Raw genomic sequence first — 24,384 nt, forward strand, 5'->3', positions numbered from 1 at the left:
ATCGTATTAGTCCTACAATGTGAACTGCCGAGTTGTTACATTTGCGGTATATAATCTAATAGGAATATTTATGAAAAGTATGAGAAAAAACACATGGCTTCCTCTTATTGGACTCCGAACTTTTCTTTTTGTGACCACAGCGTTTACAATTGTTTCATGCAGCGATGACAAAGAAGAAGACGGGTATAACCCTAATCTTCCGGTCAGAATTAGCGAATTGTCTCCCCAGGAAGGCGGATACTTTGATAAAGTAATCCTCCAGGGTGAAAACTTTGGCAACAACCCTAAAAAGGTACGTGTATTCTTTAATAAAAAAGAAGCGATTGTTGTAGGAGCATCCGGCGATCGGGTACTGGTTCATGTCCCGAAGCTCCCGGGTGATGATTGTAAGATAGGTATGCTTTTAAACGGTAACACCACCGATACTATTTTCGCAGAAAAGCATTTCGCCTATGAAAAGAATTATCAGTTGATATATGTAGCCGGACAGCTCAACTCCAATACAGAAACATTTGTAGAAGGAAGCTTGGAAACCACAACATTTGCCAATAGTATGCAGCATCTAGCGTGCGATCCCAGTGGCGTCATATATATGAACCATAAAAATACAGGTCAAAGTGGCAGTCTTATTTATATTAATGAACCTGAGAACTACTCTAAGTTTTTGGATTATGGGGCATCTACTGAAAACGGAGGTTCGCCTAGCACTCCGTATTATGATGAAAAAACAGAGAAGGTTTACTTCTGTGCGCACCATGCTCCATTTTTTTGGGAAGTTGATCCTAAGGATTCATGGTCTTTTGTGAAAAGGAAGTTGATTGCTCCCGACGCCAGTTATCAGGCAAAAGGATATCGTCCGGTACCAAGCGGTCAGAAGTTGGAGTATATGTGTTCCTATGCTCGTGCAACAGATGCTAATGGCGAAAGTTTTATCTATTGCCGGACGTGGCAAGGTCAATTCTTCCGTTTCAAACTTGAAGATCGTGTCTACGATTATGTCACCACTTTTGCCAAATCAGATGCATGTCTGGCTACAGACCCCGACGACCCGACCAAGATTTATTGTGCCTTGAATGAATACAACAAAATAACCTGTATTGATTTGACAAAGAATCCGGAAGACAGCGGCTTTGAGACAGATGTCTGCGGCATACAGGGACCAGGAGCATATCAAGATGGACACGTTTCTGTGGCAAGATTGAACAATCCTCAACAGATTTTGTCAATGCACGACCCTGAAACCGGAGAAAAGGTGATATACATTTGTGATGCCAACAATAACTGTGTACGTATGTACAATATGGAAACAAAATTAATGAGTACCGTAGCAGGAATAGGCGGGAAATCCGGATATGCTGCCGGAAATCCTACAGTTTCAAGAATGAACAGACCTTATGGTATCTGTATAACTCCCGAAAATGACATTTACATTGCAGATGCAGGTAATAAAGTAATAATGAAACTGGCATTTATGTAATGATGAGTAGTAATCGTTTAAAGAAGAAAAAATGAAAGCTTATATAACAAATAGAATATATCTTATGCTGTTTTTCTGCTCCATTACCATAATGGCACAAGCACAGCAAAAGTTTGAGATATCCGGTATAGTCCAAGATGAAACAGGACAGCCTGTCCCGGGAGTCAGCGTATATGTAAAAGATAAAACAGGCATAGGTACAAATACCGATATGGACGGAAAATTCGTTTTGAAAGTCGATCGTGGAGATAAAGTGCAGTTCAGTTTTATAGGATATGCCAGACACGAGTATCTAGCATTAAAAACTGAAAAAAAACTGGTTATCCAATTAGTACCGGATGTAAGTGCACTTGATGAAGTGGTAGTAGAAGCTTATGGAAGCAAGACTCGTAAAATAACAACGACAGGTGCCGTCACTTCCGTAGATGTAGCGACATTACAGACTCCTGCCACTAGCCTGGCTAATATGCTGGGAGGACGAGTTGCCGGTATCATCTCGACACAAGGCAGTGGCGAACCGGGTAAAAATATCTCAGACTTCTGGATACGTGGTATCGGAACATTTGGAGCAAACGCATCAGCACTTGTTCTCATTGACGGTCTGGAAGGTAGCCTAAATGATGTAGACCCGGCTGATATTGAAAGCTTCTCCGTATTAAAGGATGCTTCGGCAACAGCCATGTATGGAGTACGTGGAGCAAATGGTGTAGTACTTGTCACCACCAAAAGGGGAAAACAAGAAAAACTGAGTTTTACCGCACGTGCAAATGCTACTATATCATGGCTAAAGCGCTTGCCGGAATATTGTGACGGATATAACTATGCGAAATTGGCGAATGAAGCACTCGTAGTACGTGGCGATGATCCTAAATATACGAATCAGGAACTGGATATCATTAAATACGGCCTGGATCCGGATTTATATCCGGATGTCAATTGGCAGGATGAAGTTCTCAAAAGGTCTTATTGGCAACAAACCTATTATTTGAGTGCCCGGGGCGGTGGTAGTATAGCACGGTACTTTATCAGCTTAAATGGTTCTAACGAGACTTCTGCTTACCAACAGGATAAATCCAGTAAATATTTTAAAGGTTTGGCATATAATACCTTTGGGCTACGTGCTAATATTGATATAGATTTAACTAAAACTACCAAATTATATTTTGGTGTCAATGCCAATAAAACAATCAGAAATCTGCCGGGTGCCGCAGATACTAATCTGATCTGGTCTGCTTGCAGCAAACTTACTCCGGTTACCATACCAGTGGTTTACTCTAACGGAATGCTTCCTTCAGCCAATGGAGTGACAGATGAAATGTCCCCTTATGTACTTCTGAACCACACAGGATTGAAACAAGAAGAAGAATTCACTTCTACCTATACATTAAGTTTAGATCAGGACCTGGGTATGCTGATTAAAGGATTGAAGCTGAATATACAAGGAGCGTATACCAACGACAACGCTTTTCATGAAACACGCTACATCATCCCCGAACTGTGGTCATATGATAAGCGTAATGCAACTGGAGAACTTGCTGGAAAGCGCCAGACCGAACGCATAACGACCCAGTACAGTAAATGGGAAATGCAATACCGCAAATACTTCCTTCAGGCTACCATGAACTGGGCACATGATTTAGGACACGGACACACGCTTATGGCACTGGCGCATTATGAAATGAGTGATCAAAAGCGGTCAACTGATGCCAATGACACGATGTCGGCTATCCCAGTTCGTTATCAAGGACTTTCCGCTAAAGTCGGCTACAATTATAATGATACGTATATAGTCGACGGCAACTTCGGTTATACAGGTTCCGAGAATTTCCAGCCAGGACGCCAGTTCGGATTCTTTCCATCCATATCTGGTGCATGGGTACCGAGTAGCTATCAATGGACAAAAGATAAAATGCCATGGTTGAATTATTTTAAAGTCCGTGCTTCATACGGTTTAGTTGGTAATGACCGTATCACCGACAAGCGTTTTCCATATCTGACTAGTATAAATGTAAATGGTTCCGCTACCACAAACTGGAAGTATACCAAGGGAGGTATTTGGGAAAACTCGATCGGGGCAGATAATCTGGAATGGGAAAAAGCAAAGAAGTTTGACGTAGGTTTGGAAGGTAAATTATTCGATAAATTTGAGTTTGTAATAGACTTCTTCCGAGATACTCGCGACGGAATTTTCCAAGAACGCAAACAAGTTCCTGATTTTGTAGGACTCGTAAACATGCCATTCGGTAATGTGGGCAGCATGGTAAGCTGGGGTAGCGACGGCAATATCACCTTCAACCAACGCATCAATAAAGACATGGAATTCACGCTTCGTGCTAATTTCACATACTCTACCAATAAGGTGAACTACTATGAAGAAGGAGATACCAAGTATGAATATACATCAGCAACAGGACGCCCTAACGGCTACATGAAAGGTTATATCGCTTTAGGACTTTTCAAGGATCAGGAAGAGATAAACAACAGTCCGAAACAAGATTTTGGAAGCTACCTGCCGGGAGATATCAAATATAAGGATGTAAACGGTGACGGTGTTGTTAACAGTGACGACCAGGTGCCGGTCAGTTATCAGGATTACCCGCGTCTGATGTATGGCTTCGGAGGAGAATTTCGATGGAAAAAGCTGACATTAGGCGTACGTTTCAGTGGAATAGGTAACACAGACTATTACAAAATATGGACATGGGGAAGTAACAATGTGGGATATATTCCTTTCTACGATGGTAAACTGGGCAATGTACTCACTATTGCAGCCAATCCTGCCAACCGTTGGATTCCGGCCGATTATGACGATCCCAGCATACCAGCCAGTATGAGAGAAAATCCCAATGCCATGTTCCCGCGGCTAAGTTACGGTAGCAATCAGAACAATGCGCAGGCATCTACATTCTGGAAAGGTAATCGCAAATATTTACGGCTCGATGAAATCAGTCTGAACTATAACTGGAACTGTAATTTATTAAAAAGTATTGGAATAAATTCGATCGATCTCGCTGTGGTAGCAAACGATTTGCATACTTGGGACAGCGTTAAATTATTCGATCCGGAACTCGCCACAAGTAATGGACGTGCTTATCCGATTCCGGGCCGCGTTAGTTTCCAGGCAATTGTTCATTTCTAAACATGATCATTAAATAACAAAATTATGAAAAAGTATATATCACACCGATCAATAAACCTATTCATCGTATTTCTTGGGATACTTACAACCGGAGGATTCACCTCATGCAATTTTTTAAGAGTCGACGACTATTTTGACGATACAATGAAGTTTGACAGTATCTTTACTAAATACGAGTACCTGGTACAATATATGTGGGGAACATCAGATCAGTTCCCCGACGAGAGCCGCATCCTTTCTGATCCGGTCACTCCCGGTCCGATGGCTACGGATGAAGCTTTCTCAAGTCAGAATCCGGAGCATGGCCTTCGCGGACTCTCCTACATTCTGGGAACTATTAATGCCGATAACATCGGTAACTATAGCATGAATATATGGTCGTCCATGTATAAAGTGATCCGTAAATGTAACTACATACTGGCACGCAAAGGAGAGGCTCACATGAATACAATACAAGATGAGGAAATCACTGGCTACACCCACATGATGCGTGGTTATGCTTATTACAATCTGATCCAGTCTTATGGTCCGTGCATTATACTCGGTGACGATATCTTACCCAATAATGAATTACCTGAAACTTACAATTATTCCCGTTCGACTTATGACGAATGTGTGGATTACTGTTGTAATGAACTGGAACTTGCTGCCAAATATATGCCTATAGACTTAAATCCGACTTTTTTTGGACGTCCTTCACGTGGTGCTGCTTTTGCGTTGATAGCTCGTCTGCGGTTGCAACAAGCAAGTCCGTTATATAATGGCGGACAGGCCGCACGCACAGCTTTCGGCAACTGGAAGCGGACAGTGGACGGAGCCAACTATGTGAATCTGAACTACGATGAAACACGCTGGGCAGTAGCAGCTGCAGCATGTAAACGTGTCATTGAGATGAACAAATACAAATTGCATACTTCTCCCATCGATCCAAGCATGCCTCCCCGAGCATTGCCGGCTTCCGTGACAATCACTGACCCCAATTTTCAGAATATCGACTATTATCGTTCCTATTCAGAAATGTTCACCGGAGAAACGATAGGCAGTAAAAATCCAGAATTTATCTGGGGTAGACAGTCGGATGCTATGGCAAACATGACACAATGCAGTTTCCCGACGGAAAAAGCAATGGGGGGATGGAACAACCTCTGCGTTACTCAAAAACTGGTAGACGCTTATTATATGGTGGATGGACGAGATAAAAATGATGCAAGTAAAGAATATCCATATCATGTAGCAAACGGTACAGTGACCGATGATTACTTTTCCACCAGTGCAGAGGAGTTCTCCGGCTACACTATTCCGATGGGAGTATACGGTATGTATCTAAACCGAGAGAATCGTTTTTATGCTACAATAGGTTACTCCGGACGTTACTGGGCAGCACGTTCCAATACCCAAGAACAATATGGCCCTTATAGGGCGTGGTATCATCAAATGGTAACTTCAGGACGCGATCTGTTTTCCGGGAAAAATTCCGCCATAACCAATCCTCTGGATTATCCGGCAACAGGATATGTGCTGACTAAATGGATCCATGCGGACGACGCATGGATAGGAACCGGAAGTATGCGAACTACCAAATATTTTCCTATCATCCGATATGCGGAAATTTTATTAGGATATGTAGAAGCAATAAATCACCTGAGTAAAAGCTATACCGTCGAATTACCCGCAATCAATGGTGGAAATAATGCTCCGCAAAGCTATACAGTCGAACGTATTCCAACTGAAATACAAAAATACTTCAACCCGATACGAAATCGCGTCGGTCTGCCTGGATTATCTGACACAGAAGCCGCATCAGATGAAACAACTTTGGACAACATCATCAAGAGAGAATATATGATCGAATTCGCTTGCGAAAACCGCAGATACTTTGATGTACGTCGGTGGGGCATATATGAAGAGACTGAAAAAGCTGGTGTTTATGGAATGCGTTTGGGAGGAGATAAATATACTTATTATCAGAATCCGATTCCTGTGAATCAGGTTAACAACCGAAATCGCGTGATAGATAAGAGACTGATCCTATTACCCTTGCCCAAAGCTGAAGTACGTCGTGTAGAAAATCTCGACCAAAACCCGGGCTGGGAGAATTAATAATTTACTTCGTATTAAAACATAAATAACCATGAAAACAAAATATATTTATATAGCTTTTTTGACAATCTTATGTGGGGGAAGCTTGGTGGCATGCTCCAATGGCGACGAGTTCTTCAAGGATGAACGCTACAAGAAAATGATCTATGCAATCAGCGACAATGAGCAAATATTTCACGCTGAATTTGAACTGAATAATGAAGAAGATATCATAGGCGTGCAGCCTTTCGCAGTAAGCGGCACTAATCCTATAGATCAGGATGTGCATCTGAACATAGAAAAAGATCCGGAGCTGTTGACGGAATATAACTATAATACCTACATGGATGAAACAGATAAATATGCCCGTGAGCTGAAGGACGGGGATTATTCACTTTTATCTTCTATCGTTGAAATAAAAGCAGGAGTGAACCCCAGCTATGAAGTGGGAAAATTACAAGTGAAAATAAAGACATCGATCATTGAAAAACTATCCGTTGACTCTGCTTACTTTCTTTCGTTCCGCATTAAAGAGGCAACACCTTACGAAATCAATGAAGAAAAAAGGAATGTATTATTCCGAATTTATAAAAAGAATCAGTATGCATCCCAAAAGACACCCACTTACTATGCCTCTTCCGGCTTTATGGATGATGTCGTAATGCCGTTCGACTCTAAAATTATCATGCCATTGGCATATAATAAGATACGCACTTACATTGCCGGACAAATTTACGATGCGAATGATACCAAAGAAACAATCAACAAAAATTCGATGGTAATCACTGTAGATGCCGATAACCAAGTGCTGATATCTGCTTTCGATTCTGAGAATGGATTAAAAGTTGAAATGTTATCTCCAAGTTCTGATCCCAATGATGGCTCATATGGATATCGGAACTATTATAATCCAGAAGAAAAGCAATTTTACTTATATTATCGTTTTGATAATGGTGAAGGCTGGAAGGTTGTGCGTGAAACTTTAAGAGCCGAATCTATCATAAGTAAATAGTGATTGGCGACTATAGATATTTTTTCATTATGCGAAAAGAAACAGACGAATATTGCTGTGTTTTAATAAAAATACACTATATTGCGGTATTGTTTAACCTTAAAATATGATAGCCATGAACACAAAATTATTCGGTTTGTTTATCGCATTGTTGGTATGCCTGCCTTCGCTTGCCCAACAAAAGCCTGTAGAGAAGGTAGATAGTGATGGAGTTTATCTGATGCCCGATCAAATGCCGGAGTTTCCGGGTGGGATGCAGGCGATGATGAAGTTTTTGACTACAAATATTAAGTATCCTGTAGAAGCACAGAAGAAAGGCGTTTCCGGTCGTGTGATCGTACAGTTTGTCATAATGGAAGACGGAACATTGGATCAGGCTAAAGTTGTAAGAGGAATCGATCCCTTGCTGGACGAAGAAGCCTTGCGCGTAGTGAAATTAATGCCGAAATGGAAACCGGGAATGGATAGAGGCGAGGCAGTGAAAGTACGTTTTACAGCTCCGATAATGTTTAATCTGTCCAGACCGGAGGCACAGAGACCTACTTTCCCCGAACTTGTAGTACCTATCGGGCAGGAAGTAGAAAACAGGTCTTTGCAAGGAGTATGGCAGAGTTGTGTTGTGCAACCGGGCGAACATGGATATAAAATTCTGTTATTGCCTGTTATAAAGATCATATCGCCTGATCAGACATTCATGAATATAATGACAGCCGGTATGAACGGCAGGTCAAATGCCATCATCTATTGTCAGGGAGAGTACAGTTTGCCATCGGATGGCACTTACGTGGAGATGGTGGAAAAATCGGTTGATCCGGTTTTTATACAAGGAGTAAAGAATGAAATCAGTGTGGAACGATTGCATGATAATCTGATTAAGTTGTCTTTTACGGTTCCGGGACAGGGAAGAAAAGTGACGGAATATTGGTTCCGGGCCCCTTCGCCGGATGTGAAGATAATGGCTGATTGATATTTTAGGCACGGATTTCACGGATTACACGGTCTTAATGAATAAAAGCCGTGTTCATCTGTGAAATCCGTGCCTAAAAAGTTCTCTGTACTTTCTTATCTTCGACTCAGCTTATTATTAATTCTTAAAGAATCCGTTATCTTCCCATTTTCCCGCTTCCTGTGGCTGTGCTGATGTGGCGCTTACATCGATAGGCAGCCATACTTCCATGTCACCCTCGCCCCGATGTGCCCAGGCATAATAGGGTATCAGTGTGAGTTCTACGTCTTTAGTTACCAGTTTTCCAGCTTTGTCATAACTTAATGCCTGCGCATCGGTCGTTATCTGACGGATGCCGTAAAGTAACTCCGGTTTGTCTGTTACCTTGAATTGCGGATGCTGGTTGAGAAGTATGCTGTGGACGTTGAATCTGTTGTCCGGCCATTCTGCGCAATAAACGATGGGGCCGCGTTCAACGGCAACACGTCCGTGATCGGCTTCTACTTTTGGATTTGCCTTTACTATTCGGGGGATCATGTCGAAATGTACCTCTACCACATCTCCCTTTTTCCATTTGCGGGCAATGCTGAGATAGCCATCATTGACATCGCTTTCTACTGTCTGTCCGTTTACGGATACTTGGTAGGCAGGTTTCTGATTGTCGGCGTAAGAATACAGATCACCGGGAAGTACATTGCCGCGTACCCAGCCGGGGATACGGAGTTTCATGGTGAAGTCCTGATTGCCCTGCGTTATTTTCAGGCGGATGTCGCCATTCCAGGGATAGCCGGTTTCTTGTTCCAGCAGAATCTTTTTCTTGTCTACCTTTAGCTCGGCTTTGTTGGAAAGATAAAGGTTCACGTATACCTGATCGTTCTTCACGGCATACACATATCCCGGTAATGACGGAATGAAACGGCTGACGTTTGAAGGGCAGCAGGCGCAGCCGAACCAAGGTTTGCGGCTGTATTTTCCGTTAGAAGACAGCGGGTTGGGGTAGAAGAAAGAACCTCCGTCCAGTGATACACCCGATATCAGACCGTTGTATAGTGTGCGTTCCAGGACATCGAAATATTTGGCGTCTCCGTGCAGCAGGAAAAGACGGTAGTTCATGTATACATTGCCGATAGCGGCGCAGGTTTCACAATAAGCGGACAGGTTAGGCAGCTCGTAGTTGTTGCCGAATGCTTCGCCTGCATGGTGTGCACCGATGCCTCCGGTTATATAAATCTTTTTAGAAACGATGTTGTCCCAAATCTTGTCTATCGCTTTGATGTAGCTGCTGTCTCCGGTGATGGCTGCCACATCTGCCATGCCGGAATACATATATACGGCACGTACGGCATGTCCTACGGCTTCATCCTGTTCTACCACAGGTTTGTGTGCCTGACTATAGGCGTCTTTCCGGCTGGTATATCCACGGGTATCTAGGAAGAACTTTGCCTGATCAAGATACTTTTTGTCTCCCGTCACCATGTATAGTTTGACTAAAGCCATTTCGGCTATCTGATGCCCCGGTACGTATTTCTTCTGTTGAGGGCCGTTGCCGATTTCACGGCAGACACAGTCGGCATATTTAATGGCGATATCGAGGAAGTTTCGTTTTCCGGTAGCTTGATAATGTGCTACAGCTCCTTCTATCATGTGCCCCAGATTGTAGAACTCATGACTCAGGTTCTCTACCGCTACCCAACGCTCTTTTCCTGCCCAGTTGTGCGGGTGCTTCGGGTTCATGGTGCGGGCTGTATAAAGGTAACCGTCCGGTTCCTGTGCTCCGGCAACAATGACGAGTACGCTGTCAATGTACTTTTGCAGTTTCTTGTCCGGATAGGTTTGCAGAGAGTAACTGGCTCCTTCTATTGTTTTGTATACATCGGTATCGTCGAAAGAGAAGCCCTCTACTTTGTAGGTATCGCTGGGATGTGCTGCCTTTACAAAGTTTTCGTAACGTCCCGTCTCTTCACATTTGCTGAATGCCAGAGGGATGGTTACTTCACGGCTTGCTTGAAGGCGCTGTCCCCAAAAGTTGTCCGTCACTTTAACGGAAGTAAAGGGGACAGGGTCTATAGGATATCCATGATTTATTTGCGCGCTGCCTGTTATGCAGATGCAGGTCAGGAATGTCGCAGTCAGAACGTTTTTCATCTTGGTATTATTTTAGTATGAATCTCTGTTGTGGTGTTATGGTGTCGGGATTACCTGTTTGATTGTTCCGTCCGGATTGAATTCCATCCGGTCAATACATACTTCGCGGTGCCAGCCCGGTCCGTCATTCAGATGGTTCTTGTTGATACGGTGGTATACGATATACCATTTGTCTTTTCCCGGTACTTGCAGGATAGAGTTGTGGGCAGGTCCGTAGATTTCTTCTTTTGGATTTTGAATGAGTACTATCGGGGCTTTGGCTACTTCGATCGGACCGAGTGGTGACTGGGCGGTACCATAAACAACGTGGTAGTTGGGGGAACCGGTGTCGTCTACAGACCAGAAGAAGTAGTAAACTCCTTTTCTATAAATAACGTAAGGAGCTTCACGGTATGCGTAAGTCTGCAAAGTCCCTCCTTTGGGAGTTAATACTACCGTTGTCTCTTCTTTGACGGACAGCATGTCGTCGTTGAGCTCGGCTCCTGCCATGTAACCGTTACCCCAATAGAGGTAGCTTTTGCCGGATACGGGGTCGGTGAATACATCCACATCAATCTGCTGTCCCCGTCCTGTGGGAGAAGAGGTGATGATAGGTTTGCCCAGATCTGTGAAAGGTCCGGTGGGGGAGTCGGCTACGGCAACTCCTATCTGCTTGCTTTTGTTGGTCGTCGGGTTGGCACTATAATAAAAGAAGTATTTATACTTCCCGTCTATCTTCTTTTCTTCGATGCAGGGAGCCCATGCGTTTCCGTTTGCCCAAGACACATTTTTGCCCATCTCCAGAATCACAGTCTCTTCTTTCCATGTCTTTAAATTCTTCGATGAAAAGACCTTAAAATAACTTCCGCCCCATCCTGGAAATCCGTCACTGGTGGGGTAAATATAATAGCGTTTTGTCTGATGAGAATACAGAACTTCGGGGTCGGCATGGAACCCCGGCAGAATAGGGTTACCGGATTTCTTATTCTGTGCCGTTACTTGTACTGCTCCGATGAGTAATAAGTGGAATAGAAAGATTTTGGTAAATAAATGCTTCATGATATTTACAGTTAGATTTTTGTTATATTATAAGTACGACAAAGATAGGGGATCCACCTAAATAAAAAGGTTACATATCTGTCAAAGGAGGGTAATTATCATTCATAATAGAGAAGATGATCTAAATTTGGACTTTAATGAACGGTATTCGGATGTCCTTTTGTATCTAAAGCATTATTTTTGCGCTGAATCTAAAAAATAGTTGGTTACCATGAGAGCAAAGCTGATTTTACCTTTTCTGATTTTATATTTGTTCTGTCATTTGCTGTCGGTGCAGGGACACGAAGTTGACACTGTAAATCCCGGCAGTGATAAAAATGTAGCATCTTCTCAAGTGTATGAAGTAACTTCCGAAGGAGCTTGGTGTTGGTTTGCTGATCCGCGCGCATTGCATTATGAGAATGAAAAAGGTACAATAAACAAGACATATATCGGCTATATTGATATACACGGCAATATTAAAGCGATGCAGTATGACTTTAAAAATAAAAGACAGGACGAGGTACTGATCCGTTCTTATTTTCAGCCGGATGATCACAATAATCCGACGTTTTTGGTATTGCCGGATGAACGGATTATGATCTTTTATTCCCGTCACACGGATGAGCCTTGTTTCTACTATCGTATTTCCCGCATTCCCGGAGATATTACGACATTGGGAGAGGAAAAGGTGATTAAAACAAAGGACAATACCACCTATCCGTCCCCGTTTATTTTATCGGATGATCCGGAACATATCTATCTATGTTGGCGGGGGATTGGCTGGCACCCTACTATCGCCAAGCTGTCGTTGCCCGATCAGAATGATCAGGTGGCGGTGGAATGGGGACCGTATCAGATAGTACAGTCTACCGGGGCCCGTCCTTATGCCAAGTATATGTCGAATGGGAAAGATAAAATTTATTTTGCTTATACGACCGGTCATCCGGATAATGAGAATCCTAATTTTTTGTACTTTAATTATATAGATGTTCATTCTTTGCAGTTGAAGGATGTTAAGGGGAATACTCTTTCGACTATTGCTGACGGTACTTTTAAAGTGAATAAGACGGGTGACTATGTGCGTCAGTATCCATCTACTCTGGTAGATAATCCATCCGCACGTGATTGGGTATGGCAGGTTGCTTTGGATGAGAATGATAATCCGGTCATTGCAATGGTACGAATCAGCAGTGATAAGAATTCCCATGATTACTATTATGCGAAGTGGAACGGACACGAATGGAAGAAGACATTCCTTGGCAACGCCGGTGGTCATTTTCACCAGACACCAAACTTGGAGAAATGTTACAGTGCCGGTATGACTATAGATCCGTCGAATACGAATCATGTTTATTGCTCGTTGCCTGTGGAAGGAAAGCAAGGGAAGGTTTACGAGATCATGAAATTTATCTTGAACGAGGCCGGGGAGGTGGTCTCTACAGAAGCGGTTACGCAAGACTCGCAGCAGAATAATGTCCGTCCTTATATAATACCTGATTCAAAAAATACGCCTTTGCGGCTCACATGGATGTATGGCAATTATTACGATTGGATTGTCAGTTCACGGTATCCGGAAGGTTATTGCACAGGGATTGCCTGTGATTTTAAAGGTTTCCCGGGTGCGAAGAAAAAGAAAAATGTTGTAGCGGAGAAGGATTTTAAGTTCAACCCGAAGGTGGCTTTTGTATTGGAACAAACGGTCACTCTGGATGCGGACAATTATCAAGGGTGCCTTTTACAATTGGGCGATCTTCAATATTATCTGAACGGACAAACCATGAAACCGGAAGTTAGATATAACGGAAAGGTATATCCTAGCACAAATATACTTGGAACATCTGATTGCTGGAAAACAACTTCGCGCAATACAGGCGGTGAGTGGTACACTCCACAAAAGTACGGGAGTTTCAAGTTAGAGCTGGAGTATAAGAAGGGAGTATTATGTGTGTATATTAACGGATTGCTGGATCAAAAAATAGAAATACAATGAGAAGGAAAGTTTTAAGAGATTTTGTGATAGGAGTTCTTTTATTATTTGTTCTCCCGTTGGCAGAACTGTCAGTCGCCATTGCTCAGGAGAGTGTGTTTACTGTACAGCAGCCTGACTTTCAAAAGAGTCCTTATACGGGAATGACACGTCAACACTGGATACAGGCGGGTGAGTATCTGCTGAAAGGAGCATTCGGTTATATCCATACGTTGGATGACCAGATGTACTTTCCGAAGCAACTGGACAAAACATATCCCAATAATGACGGCCAAGTTCCGGTTGCTAAGCTGGAGGGGCTGGCACGAACCTTATTTATTGCAGCACCCCTGTTGAAAGATAATCCGGAACTGGTAATGAATGGAATAAGAGTAGCAGATTACTATCGGCACCAATTAGTCGGTATCTCTAATCCGAAAAGTCCGAGTTTTATTCCTCATCGTAAAGGAGGACCTAGTCAGACGTTACTGGAGTTAGGGTCTTTGGCTATTTCAATGAAAGCGGCTCAGGCTGTTTTGTGGGACCCGCTGACAAAAGCGCAAAAGGATTCGCTTGCTGTAACCATGCTGAGCTACGGAGAAGGACCGACCATCGGCTCTAACTGGATGTTCTTTAATGTCTTTATTTTAAGTTTTCTGAAAGATCAGGGCTATGCAGTGGATGAGAGCTATCTGGAGTCGAATTTGAAGAAACTGCTGGCACGTTATCGGGGTGAAGGCTGGTACAATGATGCTCCGGCTTATGATTATTACAGTGCGTGGGCTTATCAGACATACGGTCCCATTTGGGCAGAAATGTTTGGCAAGAAGCAATTTCCCCAGTTGGCACAGCAGTTCATGGCAAACCAGCATGATATGGTAGCTAACTATCCATATATGTTTAGCCGGGATGGTAAGATGAATATGTGGGGACGAAGCATCTGCTATCGTTTTGCAGCGACTGCCCCGTTGTCTCTATGGGAATATGATAAAAGTGGCGATGTAAATTATGGCTGGATAAGGAGGATTGCTTCTTCTACTTTGCTGCAATTTCTGGAAAATCCGAAATTTCTGGAAGAAGGGGTTCCAACGATGGGATTTTATGGTCCGTTTGCTCCTGCTGTGCAGATTTATAGTTGTCGGGGTAGTGTATACTGGTGCGGAAAAGCTTTTTTGAGTTTGCTGTTACCGGAAAACTCAGACTTCTGGTCTGCTACCGAAAATAACGGTCCTTGGGATAAAGAACTGAAAAAAGGGAATGTCTATAATAAGTTTCAGCCGGGAACCAATTTGTTGATTACGAATTATCCGAATAGCGGAGGCGCTGAGATGCGCTCATGGTGCCATGAAACTGTTGCAAAGGACTGGCAGAAGTTTCGTAGTACGGAGAATTATAACAAATTGGCTTACAATACGGAATTCCCGTGGATGGCGGATGGTAAGAACGGAGAAATATCCATGAATTACGGAACAAAGAATCAGAAAGGCGAGTGGGAAGTATTACGGCTTTATACGTTCCAAAGTTTTAAAGACGGTATCTATCGCCGTGATGCCGTACTTGAAACAGACAGTACAGTAAGATATCAACTGGCCGATATTCCGCTACCGAACGGAATCTTGAGAGTGGATAAAGTTTCGGTCTCCGAACCGACGGAAATCTGTTTGGGACATTATTCACTGCCTCGTTTGAATGGTGTATTTAAAGAAACATCCCGAAGGGTCGGCAAGCTGGATATTCCGGTTATTGATAACGGAGAGTATGAACTGGCTATGATACCATTGGCTGGATGGGATAAACTATATACATCGTATCCGAAAGGGTTACATCCTGTCAGTGATGAGTGTGCTTTGATTATGGCTTCTGATAAATTGGCTGGTAGCAAGATTTATATGACACTTCAACTTTGGAAGAAGAATGAAGCTAAGAATGGCTTTACAAAGAAAGAGTTGAATCCGGTCCGGTCGATAGAAATTTCGGAAGATAAGAAACAAGTGACAGTGCGTCTGGATACGAAAGAGATAAAAACGATTCTATTTGAGTAATTTTAAAATATGAGAAATGTACAGTGGAAGTGTTTTTCCACTGTATTTTTTTATGTATAGTGATGAGTCTTAAATGCCTATATGGTGAATTTCCCTTCAAAAAGTTCTACTTATCAGTATATCTGTAAAGCTAGAACTGTCTAATCGTTGTTTATTAAATTTTTTATTCATAATTTTGGTCGTATATACAGTTGTGAAGTATTATATTTGTATTTAACGAACAAAATATGATCATATGAAAAACACGCGAATCGTTATCCTTTATTATAAGCTGAGTTTTTTGATTTTGTTTTTGCTTTTGAAGTCTGCTTTGTTATTGGCGACAGAGGATGTCATCTACAACCTCAAATTTAAGCAACTTTCTGCTCCATATTTCTTGCCGACAAATGAAGTACAAAAAGTGTATCAAGATAAAGATGGATTTATCTGGTTCGCTACTCGTAATGGACTTTGCCAGTATAATGGCTATGAGACCACTCTTTATAAATCCAATCTTTACTCTCCGGATTTATTGACTACCAATAGCATCACTTGTTTGGTTGATGATAATAATAATAATCTTTGGATTGGTACATCGGAAGGACTGAACGTGATGGATAAAAGAACCGGAGAAATAAAAAAGTATAAAGCACCATATCTTTCTAACAATGTAGTGTCTGCTCTGTGTGTGACTCGTGATAATACAGTTTGGGTGGGGACGGATAACGGTTTATGTCGTTATGTTGCAGAGAAAGATACTTTTGTAGTTTGTGGAGATGACTTTGGAGATAGTAGACTGCGGTATGTTACCATAAAATCATTATTAGAAGATTCAGATGGCGATCTCTGGATTGGAACTTGGGCACAAGGCTTATTTCGTTATTCTCCATCCACAGATAAAGTGGAAATATATCCGAAAATCAATGACCAATATTCTTCTCATGTAATTTATGAAGATAGTAATAAAGATATTTGGGTAGGGAGTTGGGGATATGGTCTTTTTAAATTGCAGAATCCTAAAGATATGCAACGTGTGTCTTATCAGCGTTTTCTGCATGAGAACGGTGATGATTCCAGTTTGTCTGATAATATAGTATATGATATAGCAGAAGATATCAATACTCACACCCTGTGGGTTGGTACACGTAGTGGGTTGAGTATCTTAAAACTTGATGAACCGGACGCATTTATTAATTATAAATCGGGAAAAACAGATTATCGTATTCCTTCTGACGAGGTTAACTCGATTATGCGTGATGCTCAGAGGAATATGTGGATAGGGGCTATTGGGGGAGGAGTTCTGATGGCTGATACACGTCAATCTACATTTGCTTTATATACACTTAACTTTGGAGATGAAGATATTCCGGTAACTTCCGTTCGTACCTTATTTGCTGATTCAGATCAAAACCTATGGATTGGAGTAGGAACTTACGGACTAGCCTGTAGAGAGTATGAAACAGGAAAGCTAAAGATGTATTCGCACATACCGGAATTTTCGGGGTTAAAAGATTTGCCATCCCTTTTCGCAGTTACCCAGCGTAAGAAGAGTGGTGAAATCTGGTTTGGTATGTATAATGGAGGAATCTACGTATATCGGAAAGGTGAAAAGGTAAAACACTTGACTACAAAGAATAGCGGTTTCCTTACTTCTGATTGTGTGTCGGCTTTATATGAAGATTATGAAGGGAATTGCTGGGTTGGCACGCGAGGAGGAATAGGGGTCAGATTGGCTGACGGTACAGACTATCGCTTTGAAACGATGAACTTTAATGATAGTTTGTCGGCAGGCTGGATATATGTAAGAGATATCATAAAGGATATGGATAACAGTGTCTGGCTGGCAACTTCTAATTTGGGTGTGATTCATATAACGGGGGATGTCCGTCAACCTTCCACATTGAAATATGAGAATTATAGTTTTCATAATCGTAAACTAATCACGAATACAGTCTTGTGTATACATCTTGATCGTTTTGGTCGATTGTGGGCAGGGACTGAGGGAGGAGGATTATACCTTTATAATCGTAACAAAGGAGAATTTGAGGAAAAAACGCGTGCATATAGTATTCCGGGAGACGTTATCGTTAGCATAGAAGAAGATAAAAGTGGTAATTTATGGCTGGGAACGATTTCCGGACTAGTGAAACTTTATGTAGCTGCTGTTGGAAATGATTTCTCAACCCATATCTATACTTCTGCCGATGGGTTGCAGGATAACTTTATAGTCAATTCATCGTGTAGTCGAAATGGAGAATTGTTTTTTGGAGGACATAAGGGGTACAACAGTTTTTTTCCTGATAAAATGGAAATACCTTCTCAGGAAACCAATTTCCTGATAACAGATATTAAAATATTCAATCATTCTTTCAGTAAATTGCCGGTCGAACTGCAACAAAAGATTTCACCGGTAATGCCTACCTATACCAGTAAGATTGAACTTCCTCATAAATACAATAATTTTAGTATTGAATTTGCCGCCCTTACCTATAAGAATCCCGAACTAAACAGATATGCTTACCGGCTACAGAACTTTGACAGGGATTGGCAGTATACGGATGCAGACCGCCGCTTTGCTTATTATAACAATCTGCCGAGCGGGACATATACTTTTCAGTTGAAAGCAACCAATGAGAACGGAGAATGGAGTGGCTATGTGCGTGAATTGACAGTGGTAGTCCTTCCTCCGTTCTGGGCTACCTGGTGGGCATATCTGTTATATATAATATGGGTGTTGGTCGTAGGAATTTTGATTTACCGTACAACAAAGAACCGTATGTTGCTTCGGAATGCATTGCGCCTGCGTGAAATAGAAAAAGCAAAAGCAGAAGAATTGAATCATGCGAAATTGCAGTTCTTTACTAATATTACGCATGAGCTGTTAACTCCGTTGACTATTATTTCGGCTACGGTGGATGAGTTGAAGACACAGGCACCTAGTCATAATGATTTATATACGGTGATGAATAGCAATATACAGCGATTAATACGATTGTTGCAGCAGATTCTTGAATTCCGTAAAGCAGAGACAGGAAATTTGAAATTGCGTGTTTCTCCGGGCGATATAGCGGATTTTGTGAAAAGAGAGACTGAAAGTTTTCAACCGCTGGTGAAGAAACGAAAGATACATTTCTCTGTACTTTGCGACCCGGAAGCTATTGTCGGCTATTTCGATACAGATAAATTGGATAAGATATTATATAATCTGTTGTCTAACGCTGCTAAATACAATAAGGAAGGCGGATTTATCCAAGTAACTTTGTCTTATGATGAAAATAAAGATTTTGTGCTCTTGAAAGTGAAGGATAACGGGAAAGGCATTTCAAAAGAGAAACAGAAAATGCTGTTCAAACGCTTTTACGAAGGAGATTATCGAAAGTTCAATACTATCGGCACCGGTATCGGACTTTCCCTGACAAAAGATTTGGTGGAGTTGCACGGAGGAACCATTTCAGTAGAGAGTGAAGTCGATCAGGGAACAGAGTTCATCGTGAGGATTCCTATTGACCGTTCTTATTATGAAGAAGAACAAATAGATAATGAAGCAATCTTGCCGATACAGAAGACGGTGACTTATGAAGTCACGCAAGTGGAAGCTGCCAATGAAGTAGAAGAAGTGGCGGAGAAAGCCAATTCTATCTTACTGGTCGAAGACAATGAGGAGTTGCTGCAATTGATGACTAAACTTCTGAACCGTGATTATAATGTCTTTACTGCCGAAAATGGGAAAGAGGGAATTACGGTATTGGAGAATGAGGATATTGACCTGATTGTATCGGATGTGATGATGCCCGAAATGAATGGCATCGAATTCTGTAAGTACGTAAAAGGTCATTTGGAAATCATCCATATTCCGGTGATTCTATTGACTGCCAAGAATAAGGAAGAAGACCGTGCAGAAGCGTATGAAGCTGGTGCGGAGGCTTTTATTAGCAAGCCTTTTAACTTGACGGTGTTGCATGCCCGTATCCGTAACCTGCTGAAGTATAAGGAACGCACGGCACGCGACTTCAAGAATCAATTGGTGTTTGAAGTAAAGGACTTGAATTATACAAGTCTGGATGAAGACTTTATAAAGCGTGCCATTGAATGCGTGAATAATCATTTGGCAGATGCTGCATTTGACCAGACACAATTTGCCGAAGAAATGATTACCAGTAAATCGACTCTATATAAGAAACTGAAATCTTTGGCAGGTTTGAATACTTCTGCTTTTATTCGCAATGTGCGTTTGAAAGCTGCCTGCCGGATCATGGAAGAAAAGGGAAATAATATTCGTGTTTCAGAATTGGCATATATCGTAGGTTTTAATGATCCGAAGTATTTCAGTGTGTGTTTTAAGAAAGAGTTCGGGATGCTGCCGACTGATTATATTGAACGGTTTATTCAAGATGTAGAGAAGTAGATTAAGTCTGGTCCATCATAGCCTCTGTCATTCAGAGGAGTATAACGACGAAGAATCTTTTTTCCTGTACACAAAAAATGAGATTCTTTCTCTCATTGGTCGTCTGAATGACAAAAATACATTTAATGCATTTCTGCTTTGGTTATGAATGAACTTCTTGTATAAGAAATGAATCAGACATCTAAAAGAGTACTCCCCAATAAGTATAGGACTTAATGGTTGTAAGTACTTGAGTTGCTTGATTCTTGTACAACATTTGAGTCGAAGATGTACAACTATCCAATGAATGATGTGCTGACTTTCCTCCGTACTACTATTGGATTATATCTAGCATTCAGCCTTTTCAGCTTCGCTCGCAAATGCCTTGCCAGAAGTGGATATCGGCTGAAGGCGCTTTTTTATACCCCGTCTCTGGGATGTTTTGGGAGGGGATAAGTGCTTTCAGCCCTTTCAGTTTTGGGATTACAAGTTATAGTTACTCACCACGTGGGCTGAATTCCGTAAGCTCGAGGCTGAATTTCATTCGCCACCGAGGTGAATGTCACTCAGCCCCGAGATGAAGGTTGGTGGAATATCGGCTTATTTAAATTAGTAAACAGACTAATAGTCCAGAAACAAACAGAGGGTCTGTTTGCGTCGGACAGACCCTCTGTTTGTACTGAATAGAGCCTCTGTTATACGAAAATACAGCCTCTGTTTTGTGAGAAACTACTGGCGTTCGAACGAATTATTTTTCAGGCTGAAAGGGCTGAAAGCACCTACCCTCTCCTGGAACATCTTAGTAGTGGGGCACAGAAGAGTGCCTTCAGCCGATATCCACTTCTGGCAAGGCGTTTGCGAGCGAAGCTGAAAAGGCTGAATGCAAGGTGTTCACCTTTTCTTGGAAAGGTAGAGCTTTTGTGCCTTTTTCGAACAGGGTCTGAGCTATTCGCATCAGATATGAATTGATCTTGTCAACAGATTATTATCTGTCTATATAGTACGGTTTACTCGAGAAGAAAAAAAATAAGAGTAAAGAATTTTGCTTTAAAACGATTCTTCTTAATAATGATGATAGAAAGATGGGATATTTTCAGAATTTATGGTAATTAGAGAATTTCCCATCTTTCAAAAATAAAGCAGAGTTAATATGTGTGTATTTTTATATATGTATACGCATGAATGTAAAAATATTTTCAATAAACTCTAATGCTTGTTGTTATTTGACAATTGCCATATATTCAGAAAGAGAATATAGAGGAGTATTTCCAGAAAAAGAGAATGTTGTTCTTAAATAATTGGTACAGTTTCCGCTGTTGTTAAAGCTTGTATCTGAATCAGGAATCCTTTTGTCACAAGATAAACTATATATTCGAAGTTCACATTCTACATTGGACATATAATAATAACTATGAATATAGGGACCATCATTCCAATTTGTATTCACGATGCCATTGACTATATCTTGACAGCAATATCCACGGATTGTTTTCTTGTGCATTAAATCATAATAGCTGTAAACCATTATAAGTCTACATCGTTTAGTATAACCAATAGACCCTTCGATTTTGCCAGTACTTAGATCTAATCCTACTGTGATGCTTGTGTCTCTAAAATCAAAATTGTGATCACATTTAGGTTCGCTACTACTTTGACCGCTATATTCATCTATGTCAATAGATGTCAATTGTAAAGTAACGGGCAATCCTCCCCCATCCTTTATTTCTAGCCAAAGTGTATCACCTTGAATGAATGTGAAGGAAGTAGGGAGTTCAAAGCTTCTTGTTCCGACCATTTCTTCTTCGAAAGTTTCAAATGAATCTATATACCCATAGAAGTTTGAGCGTAACGTGAACAACATACCAACTGGTTTTTCTGATGCAGTTGGGAAATTCCACTCTATAAAAACTGTTCTTCCTTTTATTGTACATCTAGCAATGCCCCATCCGACAGATGAATATCGAGTTGTCACATTACATTGTTGAGTGTAATGAGAATCATTTATACTGTCTTCACTACTGCAACTAATGAATAACAGAAATGAGCATACTGAAATGAAAACGAAATTCAAAATCTGTTTTTCCATAATTTTCTAATTTAAAGTTGAATATATGATTAATAATTCGCTTATAAAATGCCTCTATATCACCTGTCAAAGTTGAAAGACATGATTTCCAAAAATAGTACTTTATTTAATGCGACGGATCATTTATTGAAAATTATAGGATGAGATATAATTCAATTTGGTGTAAAAATGAGCCAGACCGTTCATATATAAATTCAAATCATATAAATCTAAAAGTCGTTTATTGGATAAAGAATTTCAATGCTAAATTTAGCTCCGGTTTGTGCTATAAATAATCCCTTTCAGTACATAAATTAATTCGTCTGCCTATAGTCGGACGCAAGTTTGCCTATAGACGACATTGCGTTTGCCTATAGCCGGACGAAACGTTGCCCATAGGCGGACGAATTAATTCATGCATTCGCAGGTCTTATTTTTTATAGAGAAAGGGATTATTGTATTTGACTGCAATGATTGTAATAATTGGGTCGCAGATTCATAACCACATAGAAAAGAGTTAAATACAGCATTTTATAGGGAGAATTATCATTCATAAAGGAGGAAAATAAGTTAATCACTATAATTCTCCCTATAAAGATGATTATTACTCTTTGTTGACATTAGAATGGTCTATGTTTGCATTCGTTGACATCTAGGCTGATAAGTCGGTGAAACAATTGACAATTCTAAATATATACTAATATGATGAAAAATGAAACATTAACAAAGAAAACAACTAGCTCAAAGTATGGAGTCTTAAATGTCATACTGTTCGGACGTAATCTTGAGACTAATCATTATTTATTAATTCATTAATATTTTTGCTATGAAAAATTGCATTTTCTATTCTTTAGTGCTAACACTTCTCTTTTTGATAGGAAGCTGTAAAGATAGCGATGACAACAAAACCACTGGGGCGACTTATGATCCGAATCAGCCCGTTACAGTGGAGAGCTTTATGCCGGTAGAGGGCAAGCTACGGGAAAAGGTTATCGTTAAAGGTTCTAACTTTGGTACAGACAAATCAAAGGTGAAAGTTTATTTTGTGGACGAGGCAGCAGAACGCTTATCTACAGTAATAGGTATCGATAACAATACCCTTTATTGTCTTGCACCCAGACAATTGCCGGGTGGAAACCGTATCAAGGTAATTGTTGATGGGAAGGAAGTGACTACAGATGGCACATTTAAGTATGAACAGGCCCAGAATGTTTCTACCATCTCTGGTTCGGCTTCAAAAGATGGGAATGATGATGGTGACCTTGCATCTGCAAAGTTCAAGTACATGTGGGGAATTGCAGCCGTAGGAAATAATACGGTACTTGCTTATCAAAGAGATGATCCTCGTGTCCGTTTGATTTCGGTGGATGATAACAAGGTGACTACCGTTCATCCGGGTTTTAAAGGTGGAAAGCCTGCTGTTACCAAAGACAAACAAAGAGTGTATAGTATTGGTTGGGAAGGGACTCATACAGTATATGTCTATATGAAAGCAAGTGGTTGGGCACCTACACGTATCGGACAGCTTGGTTCTACTTTTAGTGGTAAAATTGGTGCTGTTGCATTGGATGAGACAGAAGAATGGCTCTATTTTGTTGATTCTAACAAGAATTTCGGTCGCTTCAATGTGAAGACACAAGAGGTAACATTAATAAAGCAACTGGAACTCTCAGGATCTCTTGGCACAAATCCTGGCCCTTATCTTATTTATTATTTTGTAGATAGCAATTTCTACATGTCTGACCAGAATCTGTCTTCAGTTTACAAGATTACTCCTGATGGAGAATGTGAATGGTTCTGTGGGTCGGCTACCCAAAAGACAGTGCAAGATGGTCTTCGGGAAGAAGCTTTGTTTGCCCAACCCAACGGAATGACAGTGGACGAAGATGGAAACTTTTATATTGTTGATGGATTTAAGGGGTACTGCTTGCGCAAGTTGGATATTCTTGATGGCTATGTATCTACTGTAGCTGGTCAGGTAGATGTAGCAAGTCAGATAGATGGCACACCGCTGGAAGCTACCTTTAACTATCCTTATGATATTTGTTACGATGGTGAAGGTGGCTATTGGATAGCTGAAGCCTGGGGAAAAGCTATTAGGAAGTATGCAGTAGAATAATCACTAAGAAA

The 24,384-nt window shown here is 41.2% G+C and carries 12 protein-coding genes; 9 read left to right on the forward strand and 3 right to left on the reverse strand.

What is annotated here, in order from left to right; translation table 11 throughout:
* Positions 1–70 precede the first annotated feature (70 nt).
* The 5 genes from KTR07_RS14125 to KTR07_RS14145 all read left to right on the forward strand — a co-directional run bounded on the left by KTR07_RS14125 (position 71) and on the right by KTR07_RS14145 (position 8,674).
* Positions 71–1,477, forward strand: coding sequence for an IPT/TIG domain-containing protein (locus KTR07_RS14125; protein WP_048696013.1), 1,407 nt, complete (start codon positions 71–73; stop codon positions 1,475–1,477).
* Positions 1,478–1,508: 31 nt separating this feature from the next.
* Positions 1,509–4,616: a TonB-dependent receptor gene (locus KTR07_RS14130; protein WP_048696015.1), complete on the forward strand. Its 3,108-nt coding sequence runs from the start codon at positions 1,509–1,511 to the stop codon at positions 4,614–4,616.
* A 24-nt stretch (positions 4,617–4,640) separates the two neighbouring features.
* Positions 4,641–6,716 carry a RagB/SusD family nutrient uptake outer membrane protein gene (locus tag KTR07_RS14135; protein ID WP_016269774.1) on the forward strand — a complete coding sequence of 692 codons (2,076 nt, stop codon included), beginning with the start codon at positions 4,641–4,643 and terminating at the stop codon, positions 6,714–6,716.
* Between the two features lie 31 nt (positions 6,717–6,747).
* Positions 6,748–7,707, forward strand: a complete 960-nt coding sequence (locus KTR07_RS14140; protein WP_048696017.1) for a BT_3044 domain-containing protein — start codon at positions 6,748–6,750, stop codon at positions 7,705–7,707.
* Positions 7,708–7,822: 115 nt separating this feature from the next.
* On the forward strand, positions 7,823–8,674 hold the full coding sequence (locus tag KTR07_RS14145) for a TonB family protein (protein WP_048696025.1): 852 nt from the start codon (positions 7,823–7,825) through the stop codon (positions 8,672–8,674).
* Between the two features lie 117 nt (positions 8,675–8,791).
* Here the strand turns inward: KTR07_RS14145 and KTR07_RS14150 are convergent, their stop codons facing one another.
* Both KTR07_RS14150 and KTR07_RS14155 read right to left on the reverse strand, forming a co-directional pair.
* Positions 8,792–10,798 (reverse strand): glycoside hydrolase family 127 protein, encoded by a 2,007-nt coding sequence (locus KTR07_RS14150; protein ID WP_113747896.1) that lies wholly within the window; start codon positions 10,796–10,798, stop codon positions 8,792–8,794.
* A gap of 36 nt (positions 10,799–10,834) precedes the next feature.
* Positions 10,835–11,836: a family 43 glycosylhydrolase gene (locus tag KTR07_RS14155; RefSeq protein ID WP_113747897.1), complete on the reverse strand. Its 1,002-nt coding sequence runs from the start codon at positions 11,834–11,836 to the stop codon at positions 10,835–10,837.
* Between the two features lie 211 nt (positions 11,837–12,047).
* Here KTR07_RS14155 and KTR07_RS14160 point away from each other — a divergent pair, with 211 nt between their 5' ends.
* The 3 genes from KTR07_RS14160 to KTR07_RS14170 all read left to right on the forward strand — a co-directional run bounded on the left by KTR07_RS14160 (position 12,048) and on the right by KTR07_RS14170 (position 20,210).
* Positions 12,048–13,808 (forward strand): BNR repeat-containing protein, encoded by a 1,761-nt coding sequence (locus KTR07_RS14160; protein WP_113747898.1) that lies wholly within the window; start codon positions 12,048–12,050, stop codon positions 13,806–13,808.
* Positions 13,805–15,826: a DUF2264 domain-containing protein gene (locus tag KTR07_RS14165; protein WP_055230182.1), complete on the forward strand. Its 2,022-nt coding sequence runs from the start codon at positions 13,805–13,807 to the stop codon at positions 15,824–15,826. Before KTR07_RS14160 ends, KTR07_RS14165 begins: the two co-directional genes overlap by 4 nt.
* Before the next feature lie 235 nt (positions 15,827–16,061).
* Positions 16,062–20,210, forward strand: coding sequence for a hybrid sensor histidine kinase/response regulator transcription factor (locus tag KTR07_RS14170; RefSeq protein WP_217315444.1), 4,149 nt, complete (start codon positions 16,062–16,064; stop codon positions 20,208–20,210).
* 1,198 nt (positions 20,211–21,408) lie between these two features.
* Here KTR07_RS14170 and KTR07_RS14175 read toward each other — a convergent pair.
* Positions 21,409–22,275, reverse strand: a complete 867-nt coding sequence (locus KTR07_RS14175) for a hypothetical protein (protein ID WP_055230184.1) — start codon at positions 22,273–22,275, stop codon at positions 21,409–21,411.
* 850 nt (positions 22,276–23,125) lie between these two features.
* Between KTR07_RS14175 and KTR07_RS14180 the strand changes: the two genes are divergently transcribed.
* Positions 23,126–24,373, forward strand: a complete 1,248-nt coding sequence (locus KTR07_RS14180) for an IPT/TIG domain-containing protein (RefSeq protein ID WP_225719969.1) — start codon at positions 23,126–23,128, stop codon at positions 24,371–24,373.
* Positions 24,374–24,384 lie beyond the last annotated feature (11 nt).

This window comes from Bacteroides sp. MSK.20.82, from assembly GCF_019052485.1.
Taxonomy (GTDB): domain Bacteria; phylum Bacteroidota; class Bacteroidia; order Bacteroidales; family Bacteroidaceae; genus Bacteroides; species Bacteroides thetaiotaomicron.